The sequence below is a fragment of the Paraburkholderia sp. genome (assembly GCF_047605525.1).
In the GTDB taxonomy this organism is placed as follows: domain Bacteria; phylum Pseudomonadota; class Gammaproteobacteria; order Burkholderiales; family Burkholderiaceae; genus Paraburkholderia.
Genome location: NZ_JASGFN010000010.1, coordinates 23,110 through 36,495, shown reverse-complemented (window position 1 = coordinate 36,495; position 13,386 = coordinate 23,110). Strand labels below are relative to the sequence as shown.

The following is a 13,386-nucleotide window of genomic DNA, read 5'->3' as shown; positions in this document are numbered from 1 at the left end:
GCGCGGCGGGACGTGCTGATCGAACCGGCGACCTCTATCCGCTCGCGAAGCCTAGTTGGAGGCGGCGGGGGTCGTCGTCCCAGCAGGAGTAGATGCGGAAGCGGAGGCCGTGGCCTCATCGACCGGCGGATTTCCCATCGCCTGAAACAGTGCCGCCGTATCGGTCAGACGCGCGCTCGTATAGCGGATCTCGTCGAGCTGCGCGTTGCGCCACTGCTGTTCGCTCGAACGCGTCGACGCAACCGGCAGCGCGCCGAGCCGGTAGCGCGCCGACGTGTCGTTGAACACGCCCTGCGCCGAGCGCGCGGCGACATTCGCGGCATCGAGCGACTGCGCGTCGTGTTCGAGCGCGGCAAGCGTGTCGGCGACGTTCTGGAACGCGGCGAGCACGGTCTGCTTGTACTGCGACACGGTCGCGTCGTACGTGTCCTGTGCCGCGCGCCGCTGCGCGACGAGCGCGCCGCCATGAAAGAGCGGCTGCGACAGCGACGCGCCGATGCTCCAGATCGCGCCCGCGCCGGACAGCGCGACCGGCCAGCTAAAGCCGCCTTGTCCCATCGACGCGGACAGCGACAGGCTCGGGAACATCTGCGCGGTCGCGACGCCGACGTCGGCCGCCGCCGCTTTCAGCGCGGCGTCGGCGGCCTGGATGTCGGGCCGCGAGCGCAGCAGCTCCGACGGCACCACGACCGGTACCTGCCCGGGCACGTGCAGTTGCGCGAGATCGATGTCGTCGGGCGCGGCGTCCGGCGTGCGGCCGAGCAGCACCGCGAGCGCGTGGCGCGTGGTCAGCCACTGCTGCTTCAACGCCGGCAGGCTCGCCGATACGCTCGCCGCGTTTTGCTGCGCGCTCAGCAGATCGGCATGCGATACCGCGCCGAGCTCATAGCGCCGCGCGGTATCGCGCGCCTGATCGTTGGCAAGCGTCACGAGCCGTTCGGTCGTGTCGATCTGCGCATGCAGCGCCGCGCTCGTGATCGTCGCGCTCACGATGTTCGCGGCGAGCGCGCGGCGCGCCGCGTCGAACTGGTAGACCTGTACGTTCACGCGCGCGGCGAGCGCGGCGTTCGCGAGACGCGCGGCGCCGAACAGATCGAACGTGTAGTGCGCCTGCAACTGGCCGACGAATACGTTGTACAGAAACGTGTTCGGGCCGGCCTCGGGAATCGTGAGCGCGCGATTGCGGGTGGCCTGACCACCCGCGTCGATCGTCGGCAGCAGCGAACTGCCGACCTGCGCGCGCAACTGCTCGCGCGCGGCGGCGAGACTGCGGTCGGTCGCGGCGAGCGTCGGACTGTTGCGCAGGCCTTCGTCGACCAGCGCGTCCAGCGCGTCCGAACGGTACAGCTTCCACCATTCGGGCACCGGCTTCGCGCCGACCACGAATTGCTGCGTGACGCCTTGCGCGGGCACGGTCTGCGTCGGCAGCGCCTCGGCGCCGTAGTGCGCGGGCTGCGGCATCGCGGGCGCGTCGCCGTTCGGCCCGAACGAGCAGGCGGCCAGCGCGCCCGCGATGCTCGCGGCGAGCGTGGCGCGGGCCAGCGCGTCGAAACGCGGTGCGCGGGACGGACCGCGGAGACCGGACGAACCGGACGAACCGGACGAACCGGACAAACGGAACAGTGCGGAAGTACCCATGCTCTTGCTCATGCTCGGTTGCCCCTCAATTTCCTGTATGCGCGACGCCGGAGCCGGCCGGCGCCGGCGGCTCGCGCTCGTCGGTCCGCACGCGGAACGACGTGGCGTACAGCGCGGGCAGATAGAACAGCGTGAGGATCGTCGCGCTCGTGATGCCGCCCATCAGCGCGGTCGCCATCGGCCCGAAGAAATTCGAGCGCAGCAGCGGAATCAGCGCGAGCACGGCGGCCGCGGCGGTCAGCGTGATCGGCCGGAAGCGCCGCACGGTCGCGCCGACGATCGCATCGAAACGCTTGTGGCCCGCCGCGATGTCCTGCTCGATCTGATCGACCAGAATCACCGAGTTGCGCATGATGATGCCGAACATCGCGATCACGCCGAGCATCGCGACGAAGCCGAACGGCTGACCGAACAGCAACAGCGTGAGCACCACGCCGATCAGCCCGAGCGGTGCGGTCAGCACGACCATCAGCACGCGCGCGAAGCTTTGTAGCTGGATCATCAGCAGTGTCAGCACCGCGATCACCATGATCGGAATCTGCGCGTTGATCGACGTCTGGCCCTTGCCGCTTTCCTCGACCGAGCCACCGATTTCGATCCGGTAGCCGACCGGCAGCGTCGCGCGGATCGGGCCGAGCGCACGGTCCACCACGTGCGTGACGTCGATGCCCTGCGCGCCGGGCGCGACGTCGGACTGCACGGTGATGGTCGGCTGACGGTCGCGTTCCCAGATCACGCCGTATTCGAGCTCGTTGCGCAGATGGCCGAGCGTGCCGAGCGGCACGGGCCCGTTCGGTGTCGGCATCGCGAGCGCGGTGAGCTGCGACGGGTCGACGCGTTCCGCGCGCGGCGCGCGCAGGTCGACGCTGATCAGCTTGTCGCGTTCGCGGTACTGCGTGACCGTGTAGCCGGATAGCGTCATCGCGAGGAAGCTCGAAATGTCTTCGGAGGTGACGCCGAGTTCGCGCGCGCGTTTCTGGTCGATCTCGAAGCGCACCGAGCGCTCGGCCGGTTCATCCCAATCGAACTGCACGTTGCGGGTGCCGCGATCCGCGCGCATCGTCGCAGCGACGCGTTCGGCGATCGAGCGTACGGTCGCGATGTCGTCGCCGCTCACGCGGAACTGCACCGGATAGCCGACCGGCGGCCCGTTCTCGAGGCGCGACAGGCGCGTGCGGATCGCGGGGAAGTTGTTGAGCAACTCCGGTTCGAGCCACTGCGCAAGCTTCTCTCGGTCCTTCACCGACTTCGCGGTAATCACGAACTGCGCGAAGTTGGGCTGCGGCAATTGCTGATCGAGCGGCAGATAGAAGCGTGGCGCGCCGGTGCCGACGAAGCTCACCGAATGATCGATCTCCGGGCGTCCCTTCAGCACCTGTTCGAGGCGCTGCGCCTGGCGCAGCGTGGCGTCGAACGACGCGCCTTCGGGCAGCCGCACGTCGACCAGCAGCTCGGGCCGGTCCGAGCTCGGGAAGAACTGCTGCGGCACGAGCGTGAAGCCGGCCATCGCGAGCACGAAGAGCGCAACCGTGATCGCGAGCACGACGAAGCGCCGCTCGATGCACCAGCCGATCCAGCCGCGCAGACGCGTATAGAAACGCGTGTCGTAGATATCGTGCTCGTGATCGTCGGGCTCGTGCGCGTGGCGCTTGCGCTCCGGCAGCATGTGATAGCCGAGCAGCGGAATCAGCACGACGGCCGCGAGCCACGATGCGATCAGCGCGATCGCCGACACCTCGAAGATCGAGCGCGTGTATTCGCCGGTGCTCGATTTCGCGAGCGCGATCGGCAGAAAACCGGAGACGGTGACGAGCGTGCCGGTCAGCATCGGGAACGCGGTGCTGGTGTACGCGAAGGCCGCCGCGCGCGCGCGGTTCCAGCCCTGCTCGAGCTTCACCGACATCATCTCGACCGCGATGATCGCATCGTCGACGAGCAGGCCGAGCGCGAGCACCAGCGTGCCGAGCGACACCTTGTGCAGGCCGATGTCGAACAGATACATGCACAGCGCGGTGACCGCGAGCACGACCGGAATCGAGATCACGACGACCATGCCGGTGCGCACGCCGAGCGATACGAGGCTCACGATCAGCACGATCGCGACCGCTTCGGCGACCGCCTCGAGGAAGTCGTCGACCGAGCGCGCGACCGCGTGCGGCATGCTCGACACTTCGACGAGCTTCAGGCCCGCGGGCAGCGCCGCGCGCAATTGTGTCATCTGCTGGTCGAGCGCTTTACCGAGGCGGATCACGTCGCCGCCCGGCTGCATCGTCACGCCGATGCCGAGCACCGGCTGGCCGTTAAAGCGCATCTGCGTGACGATCGGATCGTCGTAGCCGCGCTTGATCGTCGCGATGTCGCCGAGACGGAACGTGCGGTTGTTGATGCGGATCAGTGTGTCGGCGAGTGCGTTGACGTCGTTGAACTGGCCGCTCGGGCGCACGAACACGCGGTCGTCATGGGTGGTCAGCGTGCCCGCGGGTGCAATTGCGTTCTGCGAGTTGATCGCCTGGCCGAGCTGCTGCGGCGAAATGCCGAGCCGGGTGAGCTGCGTGTTGGCGATCTCGATGTAGATGTGCTGATCGGGGTCGCCGAAATAATCGACCTTGCCGACGCCCGGCACGCGCAGCAGCACCGAGCGCAACTGGTCCGCGTAGTCGTGCAGTTGCGCGGCCGAAAAGCCGTCGCCTTCGAGCGTGTAGATGTTCGTGTAGACGTCGCCGAATTCGTCGTTGAAGAACGGGCCCTGAATGCCCTGCGGCAAGGTCGTCGCGATGTCGCCGACTTTCTTGCGCACCTGATACCAGGTCTCGGGCACCTGGCTCACCGGCGCCGAGTCTTTCATCGTAAAGAAGATCAGCGATTCGCCGGGGCGCGAGTAGCTGCGCACGAAATCGATATACGGCGTTTCCTGCAGCTTGCGGCCGATGCGGTCGGTTACCTGCTCCTGCACCTGGCGCGCGGTGGCGCCCGGCCAGAACGTGCGGATCACCATCACGCGGAACGTGAAGGGCGGGTCTTCGGACTGCGCGAGCCGCGTGTACGCGAGGATGCCGAACGCGGTGGCGAGCGCGATCAGGAAGACGACCAGCGCCTGATGACGCAGTGCCCAGGCGGACAGGTTGAAGCGTCCTTCTTCGTGCGGCGTGCTCATGAAGCGAAGTCCTCGGGATGCAGCGGCGCGATCGCGCGGACTTTCTCGCCGGCGCTCACCGTATGCACGCCTTGCAGCACGACGCTTTCGCCGTCCTTCAGGCCTTCGCTGACGACGATCGTGCGCTCGTCGTAGCGCGTGACCGTCACGCGGCGCAGTTCGAGGGTGTTGTCCGCGGCGCGCACGACCCATACGGCCGGCTGGCGGCCTTCATGGAACAGCGCGGTGACGGGCAGCGTGAACACGCCGTGCTGTGCCGACGCGGTGAGCGGCACGGCCGGCGTGACGTCGGCGGTCATCCCGAGGCGCACGTCGGGGCCGGGATTGTCGAGCGTCAGACGCGCGCGCCAGGTGCGGCTTTGCGGATCGGCGGCCGGCGACAGCTCGCGCACGCGCGCGTTGAACTTGCGGTTCGGCAGCGCGGCGAGCGTCACGCTGGCGTTCTGGCCGACCGCGAAGCCAGCGAGCGCGCTTTCGGGCACATCGCACAGCACGTCGAGGTCGCCGCTCCACGCGAGGTTGTAGACGGCCTGACCGGCGGACACGTTCTGCCCGGTGTCGGCCTGTTCGGCGGTGATGACGCCCGCATGACCGGCGACGAGCGTCGTGTACTGCAACTGGTTTTTCGCGAGCGCCAACTGCTGCTGCGCCTGATCGCGCTGCGCGAGCGCGGACGCGTATGCATTGGTGGTCTGTTCGAGTTGCGCCAGCGCAATCAGGTTTTCTTTCGCTTGGGCCTTGTCGCGCTCGAGCTGCTGTTGCGCATAGACAAGGCCGTGCTGCGCGGCATCCAGTTGTGCCTGCGCGCTCGCGGCGTTTTTCTGCGCATCGGCCGGATCGAGCAGCGCGACGACTTCGCCGCTCTTCACCGTGTCGCCGAGCCGCACGCGCCGCTCGATGATCTTGCCGCCGACGCGAAACGACAGCGGCGTCGAATAGCGCGACTGCACTTCGCCGGGCAGCGCCGCTGCCTGCAGCGCGTGACCGTCCGCGTGCACGGCGACGGCCACCACCGGACGCGGCGCGGGCGCCGCGGCTTCCTTCTTCGAACAGGCTGCGAGCGCGAGGACGCCGGCCAGCGCGATGGCGCGGGTGAGACTGGAGAGACCGCGTTGCGGATGAGGGGGAGACTGCTGGCGCATCGCTGACGATGCGGGAGAACCGGGACGCTTCACAATTACCCCAACTGGAGACAGCGAACGAACACGGCAAGCCGCAGCGGCCCGCCAATAAGTAACTGCACGCCGCGTCATGCAAATGGCATACAGAAATGGCTTTGAATGATGTGATGCATTCTAATACACTGATGTATTTGAATGTGCAGATGAATTGGAATTCTTTTCGATGCTAGACTTGCGCCCATGAAACGGCAAAGACTGACAAGAGAGCAAAGCAAGGACCAGACGCGCGCGCGCCTGCTCGATGCCGCGCAGGCGACTTTCATGAAGAAGGGTTTCGTCGCGGCGAGCGTCGAGGACATCGCGGAGGCGGCGGGCTATACGCGCGGCGCGTTCTATTCGAACTTCCGTAGCAAGAGCGAACTGTTTCTGGAACTGTTGCGGCGCGATCACGAAACGATGCAGGCGGGCCTGCACGCGATCTTCGACAGCGCGGCGTCGCGCGAGGAGATGGAAGCGCGCGTGCTGCGCTACTACAGCACGCTTCATCGCGAGAACAAATGTTTTCTGCTATGGGTCGAGGCGAAGCTGCTCGCGGTTCGCGACGGCCGTTTCCGCGTGCGCTTCAACGCGTTCATGCATGAAAAGGTCGAACAGTTGAGCGCGTATGTTCGCGAGTTTTCGGCGCGCGTCGGTACGCCGATGTCGATGCCGCCGGAGCAACTGGCGATCGGTCTGATGGGATTGTGCGACGGCGTGCAGTTCTTCTACACGGTCGATCCGCAGAATGTGCCGACGGAGATGGCCGAGATGGTGCTGGCGGGATTTTTCTCGCGCGTGGTGTTCGGGCGCGATGCGTGAGCGTCAGGCGGGACGCGTGAAGAGGGATGCGCGAACACGCAAACGCCCGATCCGGCGGGATCGTGCGTCATGTACGGCAAAAATATAAAAATCAGTCGGCCGGCAATTGCGCGCAGACGTCGGCGGCCGGCGTGGTGCAGGCGAATGCGTATTGGCCGCTGTAGCTGAGGATTTTCTCCCCGTCGTGCAGCGCGACCTTGATGTCCGGGCAGCGCTCATAAGCGATGTAAGCCGAGCTGGCCGCGGCGGACCAGCAAACCAGCGAGAACGCGATTTTTTCCAGAAGCTGAAAACGATGTGGCATAGCGGTAATTTCCTTTGGCCGCTATGTTACCAGTTAATCAGGGTTTATACCTAGCTAATAGCCATAATAGACGTTGAAATAGTGGTGCGGCAGCCACGCCGCGCCAAACCTGACCGGAATGTCATGTCCGGGTCAGGGTTGGGACATGATCGGATCGATACAATCGATTCGTTGGGCAAACCCGCGCGCGTCAAGGCCGCACGGGTCGACACAGGCGGCACGGTCGCGCCGGCCCGGCTTTACCGAGGCAGGAGTCGTCCCATGAATCAACTACAATCGATGCGCGTGTTCGTCAAGGTGGCGGACCTCGGCAGTTTCGTCGGCGCGGCGGGCGCGCTGGATCTGTCCACCGCGGTGGTCACGCGCCACGTGGCGGATCTGGAAGCGCGGCTCGGCACGCGTCTGTTGAATCGCACCACGCGCCGCCTTTCGCTGACCGAGTCCGGCGCGACCTATCTGGAGCGCGTGCGCCACATCCTCGCCGATCTCGAAGGCGTCGAGCAGATGGTGGTCGCGCGCAATCACGAGCCGGTCGGCACGCTGCGCATCGTCGCGCCGGTGGTGTTCGGGTTGCACAGCCTCGCACCGGTCGTGCAGTCGTATGCGGCGCGCTATCCGGAGGTCCGGCCGGATGTCACGCTGGCCGACCGTCAGGTCGATCTCGTCGAGGAAGGCTTCGACGTCGGCATCCTGGTCGCGCGGCATATGCGCAGCGCGAGCATCGTCACGCGGCGGCTGACGACCGGCTACATGACGGTCTGCGCGACGCCCGCCTATCTGGCGCAGCACGGCACGCCGACGCGCCCCGAAGATCTTCTCAAGCATTCGTGTCTGAGCCGGCCGGCGGAGCAGGGCGGCGGCGAGGAGCGCGTATTCGCGGGACCGGAGGGCGAAGTGCGGGTGCGGCCCGTCAACGCGATTGCGGCGAACAATACCGAGATGCTGCGGCAGTTCGCGCTGCTGGGCATGGGCGTCGCGATCTTGCCGAGCTACCTGATCGGGCGCGATCTGGCATCGGGGCGGCTCGTGCGTCTGCTCGACGACTACCGTCTGCCGCCGATCGAAATCACCATTGCCTACCCAAGCCGGCTGCATCTGCCGGCGAAGGTGCGCACGTTCATCGACCATCTGGTCGAGTATTTCCAGCCCGGTAGCGAGTCCGCGCAGGATGCGCGTCGTGTGGCGCAGGCGCTCGCGCGGACGGCCGGGCCGGATGAGGCAGCCGCGCCCGACGTGGCCGATGATGCGCTCGAGGCAGGCGGAACGACGCGCCGTCTGCCGCGCGTGCCGCACACGCGGATCGCGACGGCGTCGCAATTTTGAGTCGCGGTGCCGGCGCGCGGTCCTCTGACCGCCCAGGCCTGCGCCTAGATCCCGAGCCCCGGACTGTAGTTGCCGCCAATCAGCCGCGTGACCGACGCGATATCGACGTAGTCCTGTTCCGGCATGCCGTCGAGCATCGCCAATACCTCGTTGCTCGCGCCGGCTTCGCGCGCGGCGTCGACGAGCGCGTCCTTGTTGGTCGGGAACTGGACTTCGCCGAGAAGGTCGGCGATCTGCAGATCGATCGGTTCGCCGGGGATGGCCGAAGCAGTCATGCGCGTGCTCCTGTTGCTTGCTGTTGTTATTGCCGTTGCGGAATCCAACCATCACGACACCCGGCCGCGAACCGCGGCCGCACATCCACGCCTCCACGCCACCCATTTATCGCTCGCCGTCAGGTCGTCAAATGCTCGTTCTGCCCGGTCAGGCTGCGTTCAAGATGACGCGACTTCGGCAGCGCAATGTGCTCCCATTGCTGCGGACGATTGTCGTCGGCGCCCGGGACATCCGGGGCCGGCGGCGCGACCGGCGCGGCATTCGCGCGTTGGGCGAGTGTGGTGGAATCCGTGCTGTCCGGCGCGGTACGGATCGGCGCGGCAAAGCACGAAGCGGACAGCGTCACCATGATCAACAGTGTCGAGGTTTTCATCGCCCGACCCTCCTAAGCTCATGCGGCGCTGACAGTTGAGCAAACCCTGTGCCGTCCCCGCGTCGAAAGGAAGGCGCAAGCTACAGGCGGTGCGGTGCCGCGCGGGCCCGCGCCTCTTTACCATGGTAGATGGCAAATCCTGCAACGCGCGCGCATTTGCGGCAAAACCGTATTGTAGATTTCAGATAATGGCACGAATGAGGCAGGGCCAGGTAGCGCCGGGCAGGCGTCTCACCGGCCAACCGGCGGCAACTGCTACCGCAGCGCGTCGAAGCGCGTCCATGGCCACGACGGCCGGTCGCGCATATAGCCGTTCAGCCAGTTCCACTGCGGATGCCGCTTCATGAACGCCTGCGCGTCGAACGGCCGTCCGCACGGATGACCCCAGCGCGCGGTGAACGCCATCTCGCGCGCCATTTCGCTGTCGGCGACCTTGCCGTCGTTGGCGCCCCACGGATTGAACGGCCCGTGATCGGTGCCGCCGAAACGCGCATCGTCGAGTTCGAGATGTCCGCAGATCGTGCGCGAACACGGGTTGTCGTTGCGATCGAGATAGACGTCGTGATGATCGGCGATCATCTCTTTCGCGAGCTCCACGTCGATCCTGCCGCGATGCATTTCCTCGAGCTGCATGAAGCGCAGGCGCCGCGCGCCGTTCTTGCGCACGTCGGTATAGTCCTCGCCTTCGCCGATGCATTCCTGGTTGCGGATCTTCAGATCCGTCGCGGTGTTGTAGCCGCTGTAGAAACCGTCTTTGGTGGTTTCGAAGCCGGAATAGTGCAGTCCCAGTTCATAGCGCGCGATCTCGCCGGTCTTTGTGTCGCCGAGCAGCCAGCTGTTCGCGTAGCCGCCGTTGTTCGCGAGCGAAAACATTTCGCACCATTCGCCGATACTGTTCGCATACTGCGACGCGCGCCGCGAGCGATAGAACTCGGGCGCGCCCGCTGCGTTGTAGCCGGCGAAGTTCGAGATCGTCGTTTCGGTCACCATCAGGCCGGCCGCCGTGATCCAGAAGTCGGTGAGGCTCGAGATGCAGCCCGGCAGACCCTGCATCAGGATGCGGTTGCCGCGGTCCGGCACGATGTCGAACACGACGTTGAACGCGTCGCCCGCCGCGTAGCGGTCCCACGAGTTGTGCGCCATCACGATGCGGCCGCCGCGCGTCGCGCTGCCGGTCGCGATGAACGCGCTGCAATGGTGGCCGCGCCGGCCGCGCCACGGCTTCACGCCGAGCTGCGGCCGCTGCTGCGCGGTGTGCGTCGGCCACCAGCTTTGCAGCAGATCCATGTAGCCGTTCCACGCGAGCACTTCCGCGAACGGCAGCTTCGCGCCATCGGCGATGCCCTGGATTTCGTCGGCGAATTCGGTGTCGAGTTTGCTTGCGAACTGGCTCGTCGCGGCATCGACGAAGGTGTCGAAGTCCTCGCCGGTATCCCACTTCGCAAGGTAGCGGGCAGTGCGGATCGCGTTTCTGATTTCGGCGGCGAGCAACTGGCCGTGCTGCTCGCCGCGATCGTACGGCTCGCCTTCGATATGCACGAAAATCCAGCCGGCCTGATCGCGGCGCACGGCCTCGGGGGACGATTCGCTCATCTTCGCTCCGTTCGGATGGCGGGCGTTCTCGGTACGCTCTTGCTGACGTCGCGCGCGCATCGTTGATATGCGCCGCGGCGGTGTGTTCATTGTAGAAAATCTGCGGCGCTTTGCATCGCGCCGGGCGAGCCGCGATGAGCGTGCACGGGCCCTAGCGCGACGGATTCATGCGGAAGTAAGCGTCGAGCAGCGAGGTCTTGTAGACCACGCCCGCCAGCTTCGGATGCGCGGTGCTTTCGATCACCGGCAGGCGCTCGCCCTGAAATGCCATGAAGTGCTGCAGCGCGGCGCCGAGTGACATGTCGGGCGTCAGCACGTCGAAATGCGGTTGCAGATAATCGGCCGCGGTCTTCGCCGACGTGTCGCGTTTGTCGAGCAGATCGGAGGTGATGTCCTTCAGCGCGACCACGCCGAGAAACGCGTCCGATTCATTCGCGACGTACAGGTACTTGACCGGATATTCGAGGAACACGCGCGTCATGTCGTGCACGGTCGCGTTCGGCGGCACGACCGTCTGCGCGGGGCGGATCAGCTCGCGCATCTGCGTTGCGCGCAGGCGCGAGCGCTCCTGTTCCTCGCGATTGCGCCGCAGCGTGATCTCGTACATCGAGGTCTTGCCGATCGCGCGCGCGACGAAATACGCGACCACGCACGACAGCATCAACGGCAGCACGACCTGATAGCTCAGCGTCATCTCGAAGATCATCAGGATCGCCATCAGCGGAGCCTGGGTCGCGCCCGCAAGGAACGCGCCCATGCCGACCATCGCATACGCGTACGCCGCGGACGTCGCATGCGGCCATAGCGCGTTCATGCCCTGGCCGAACAGCGAGCCGACCGCCGCGCCGACGAACAGCGTCGGCGTGAAGACCCCGCCGACCGCGCCGGAGCCGGCCGTCGCCGCGGTCGCGACGAGCTTGCACACCAGCACGAGCACGAGCGCATACCACGTCCACGGCGAATGCAGGATCGAGTTCACGACGCTGTAGCCGTTGCCCCACACCTCGGGCTCCCAGATCGAAATGATGCCGACGACGAGGCCGCCGAGCGCGAGCCGCAGCGGCAGCGGCGCGGGCAGCTTGCGAAAGGCTTTCTTCGCCGCGTCGAGCAGGTGCAGGAACTGCGGCGCGGCCACGCCGCACAGCGCGCCGAGCGCGACGAACAGCAGCACTTCGAGGCCGGTCACGGTCGGGAACACCGGCATCTCGTACGGCGGCTTGTAGCCGGCAAATTCGCGCATCGTGATGTTGGCGACGACCGCCGCGACCAGTACCGGACCGAAGCTTTCCATCGCGATCGAGCCCAGCACGATCTCGGTCACGAAGAACGCGCCCGCGATCGGCGCGCTATACGCGGACGTGATACCGGCCGCCGCGCCGCACGCGACGAGCAGGCGCAGCCGCGGCGGATCGAAGTGGACCCAGCGGCCGATCAGCGACGCGCCCAACGCCGCGAGCTGCACCATCGGACCTTCGCGGCCGATCGAGCCGCCGCTCGCGATCGTGAACAGCGACGACACGCTGCGCCACAGGCTCAGCCGCACCGGCACGACGCCGTCGCCGATCGCGACCGCTTCCATGTAGTCGGTGTGGGCGCTTTTGTCGGCGTGACGCCGCGCGATCAGCAGAAACACGCCGGCGATCAGACCCCCCGCGGCCGGCAGCCAGATGCGCGTCGTCCACGGCAGGCTGCGCGCCATTTCGACGAAGCTGCCGGCGCGGCCCGCCATCGCCAGTTGCAGCAGTTCGATGCCCTTGCGAAACAGGATGGTCGCGAACGCGCCGGCGATGCCGACCACGACCGACCAGACCAGCATCGTGTGGGCTTCGGAGAGGCGAAAAATGCGTTGGGCGCGGGTGCGCAGCTTCAGCAGGAATGAAAGCACGTCAGTGGTACGAGGCGTGAGAGAGGGTTGAAAAACGCGCGGCCCGACAACGGCGCGCCCGCCTCGGATGGCGGGCGCGCCGCGGCGGGTGAGCGGGCGGTGTCGGCGCGGCGCGGATCAAGTCGCCGCCTTGTCGAGTTCCGGGTAGTGCCGGAAGATGCAGGTCTCGTTGTGGCCGATGCGCCGGTTCGACTTCAGATACGCGGCGATGTTGGGCCTTTCGATCACCCTGTCGTGCAGCGCGGCGAGCCGCGGATAGTGCTCGCCGAAGCGCTTCAGCGCGCGCGGAAACGCATACAGCAGACCGTCGATCAACTGGAACATCGACAGGTCGACGTAAGTGAGCGCGTCGCCGACCATGAAGGTGTCGCCGGCCGGGTTCTGCTTCAGCACGCGCTCGAAGTACGCCATGAACTTCGGAATCCGGTGGTCGATGAAATCATGCGCCCGCAGCTTCGCGGCGTCTTTCTGGTCCTCGTAGTAAAGGCCGCTCGCAAGCGGATGGTGGGTGTCGTGCGCTTCGGTGACGACGTCGGCGATCGTCAGTTGCAGGCCGTTCGCGATATAGCGCAGGCTTTCGACCGCGGGCGCGAGACCCAGCCGCGGCCCGAGATAGAACAGGATGTTGGCGGTCTGCGAGATCACCAGATCGCCGTCTTTCAGAAACGGCGGCGCGAACGGCGGATAGGGTTCGTCGGGGCTGTCCATCACCGCCATCATCGCCGCGGTGCCGAGGCCCTTCGAAGGTTTGCCGCGCGCGACTTCCACATAGTCGGCGCCGGCTTCCTCAAGGGCGAGCCGCACGAATTCGCCGCGGCCTTGCAGGCCGTCCCAGTAGTACAGTTCCAGGCTCATCGATCG

Annotated in this window: 10 protein-coding genes and 1 pseudogene; 2 read left to right on the top strand and 9 right to left on the bottom strand. The window is 66.4% G+C overall.

The annotated features are described in order from the left end of the window. Positions 1-51: 51 nt before the first annotated feature. Genes QM685_RS15840 through QM685_RS15830 form a run of 3 tightly spaced genes read right to left on the bottom strand, consistent with a single transcriptional unit; the run spans position 52 to position 5,934 of the window. On the bottom strand, positions 52-1,638 hold the full coding sequence (locus tag QM685_RS15840) for an efflux transporter outer membrane subunit (protein ID WP_415117315.1): 1,587 nt from the start codon (positions 1,636-1,638) through the stop codon (positions 52-54). Between the two features lie 25 nt (positions 1,639-1,663). Further along, entirely contained in the window at positions 1,664-4,792 is a 3,129-nt protein-coding gene (locus QM685_RS15835; protein ID WP_415117314.1) for an efflux RND transporter permease subunit, read from the bottom strand. Then, a complete protein-coding gene (locus tag QM685_RS15830) occupies positions 4,789-5,934 on the bottom strand; it encodes an efflux RND transporter periplasmic adaptor subunit (RefSeq protein ID WP_415117313.1) in 1,146 nt (381 codons plus the stop codon). Before QM685_RS15830 ends, QM685_RS15835 begins: the two co-directional genes overlap by 4 nt. A 219-nt stretch (positions 5,935-6,153) precedes the next feature. Between QM685_RS15830 and QM685_RS15825 the strand changes: the two genes are divergently transcribed. Next, positions 6,154-6,771, top strand: coding sequence for a TetR/AcrR family transcriptional regulator (locus QM685_RS15825; protein ID WP_415117312.1), 618 nt, complete (start codon positions 6,154-6,156; stop codon positions 6,769-6,771). A gap of 91 nt (positions 6,772-6,862) precedes the next feature. On the opposite strand, the gene QM685_RS15820 is transcribed toward QM685_RS15825, so the two are convergent. Beyond that, positions 6,863-7,075, bottom strand: a complete 213-nt coding sequence (locus tag QM685_RS15820; protein WP_415117311.1) for a hypothetical protein — start codon at positions 7,073-7,075, stop codon at positions 6,863-6,865. A 261-nt stretch (positions 7,076-7,336) separates the two neighbouring features. Between QM685_RS15820 and QM685_RS15815 the strand changes: the two are divergent. Beyond that, a pseudogene (locus QM685_RS15815) lies at positions 7,337-8,219 on the top strand (LysR family transcriptional regulator); the annotation flags it as partial. A 223-nt stretch (positions 8,220-8,442) separates the two neighbouring features. On the opposite strand, the gene QM685_RS15810 reads toward QM685_RS15815, so the two are convergent. The 5 genes from QM685_RS15810 to QM685_RS15790 form a co-directional block, all read right to left on the bottom strand. Continuing rightward, on the bottom strand, positions 8,443-8,673 hold the full coding sequence (locus QM685_RS15810; protein WP_415117310.1) for a DUF2795 domain-containing protein: 231 nt from the start codon (positions 8,671-8,673) through the stop codon (positions 8,443-8,445). Positions 8,674-8,792: 119 nt separating this feature from the next. After that, positions 8,793-9,047 (bottom strand): hypothetical protein, encoded by a 255-nt coding sequence (locus QM685_RS15805; RefSeq protein ID WP_415117309.1) that lies wholly within the window; start codon positions 9,045-9,047, stop codon positions 8,793-8,795. Between the two features lie 255 nt (positions 9,048-9,302). Continuing rightward, positions 9,303-10,640, bottom strand: coding sequence for a C45 family autoproteolytic acyltransferase/hydolase (locus tag QM685_RS15800; protein WP_415117308.1), 1,338 nt, complete (start codon positions 10,638-10,640; stop codon positions 9,303-9,305). Positions 10,641-10,791: 151 nt separating this feature from the next. Continuing rightward, positions 10,792-12,525 (bottom strand): ClcB-like voltage-gated chloride channel protein, encoded by a 1,734-nt coding sequence (locus tag QM685_RS15795; RefSeq protein ID WP_415117307.1) that lies wholly within the window; start codon positions 12,523-12,525, stop codon positions 10,792-10,794. A gap of 117 nt (positions 12,526-12,642) precedes the next feature. Continuing rightward, the gene (locus QM685_RS15790; RefSeq protein ID WP_415117306.1) at positions 12,643-13,380 is read right to left on the bottom strand and encodes a glutathione S-transferase; all 738 of its coding nucleotides are present in this window, start codon (positions 13,378-13,380) and stop codon (positions 12,643-12,645) included. Positions 13,381-13,386 lie beyond the last annotated feature (6 nt).

Excerpts from the sequence above, each read along its gene's own strand:
- QM685_RS15840 (WP_415117315.1), bottom strand. The coding sequence starts at position 1,638 with ATGGGTACTTCCGCACTGTTCCGTTTGTCCGGTTCGTCCGGTTCGTCC.
- QM685_RS15835 (WP_415117314.1), bottom strand. The coding sequence starts at position 4,792 with ATGAGCACGCCGCACGAAGAAGGACGCTTCAACCTGTCCGCCTGGGCA.
- QM685_RS15830 (WP_415117313.1), bottom strand. The coding sequence starts at position 5,934 with ATGCGCCAGCAGTCTCCCCCTCATCCGCAACGCGGTCTCTCCAGTCTC.
- QM685_RS15825 (WP_415117312.1), top strand. The coding sequence starts at position 6,154 with ATGAAACGGCAAAGACTGACAAGAGAGCAAAGCAAGGACCAGACGCGC.
- QM685_RS15820 (WP_415117311.1), bottom strand. The coding sequence starts at position 7,075 with ATGCCACATCGTTTTCAGCTTCTGGAAAAAATCGCGTTCTCGCTGGTT.
- QM685_RS15810 (WP_415117310.1), bottom strand. The coding sequence starts at position 8,673 with ATGACTGCTTCGGCCATCCCCGGCGAACCGATCGATCTGCAGATCGCC.
- QM685_RS15805 (WP_415117309.1), bottom strand. The coding sequence starts at position 9,047 with ATGAAAACCTCGACACTGTTGATCATGGTGACGCTGTCCGCTTCGTGC.
- QM685_RS15800 (WP_415117308.1), bottom strand. The coding sequence starts at position 10,640 with ATGAGCGAATCGTCCCCCGAGGCCGTGCGCCGCGATCAGGCCGGCTGG.
- QM685_RS15790 (WP_415117306.1), bottom strand. The coding sequence starts at position 13,380 with ATGAGCCTGGAACTGTACTACTGGGACGGCCTGCAAGGCCGCGGCGAA.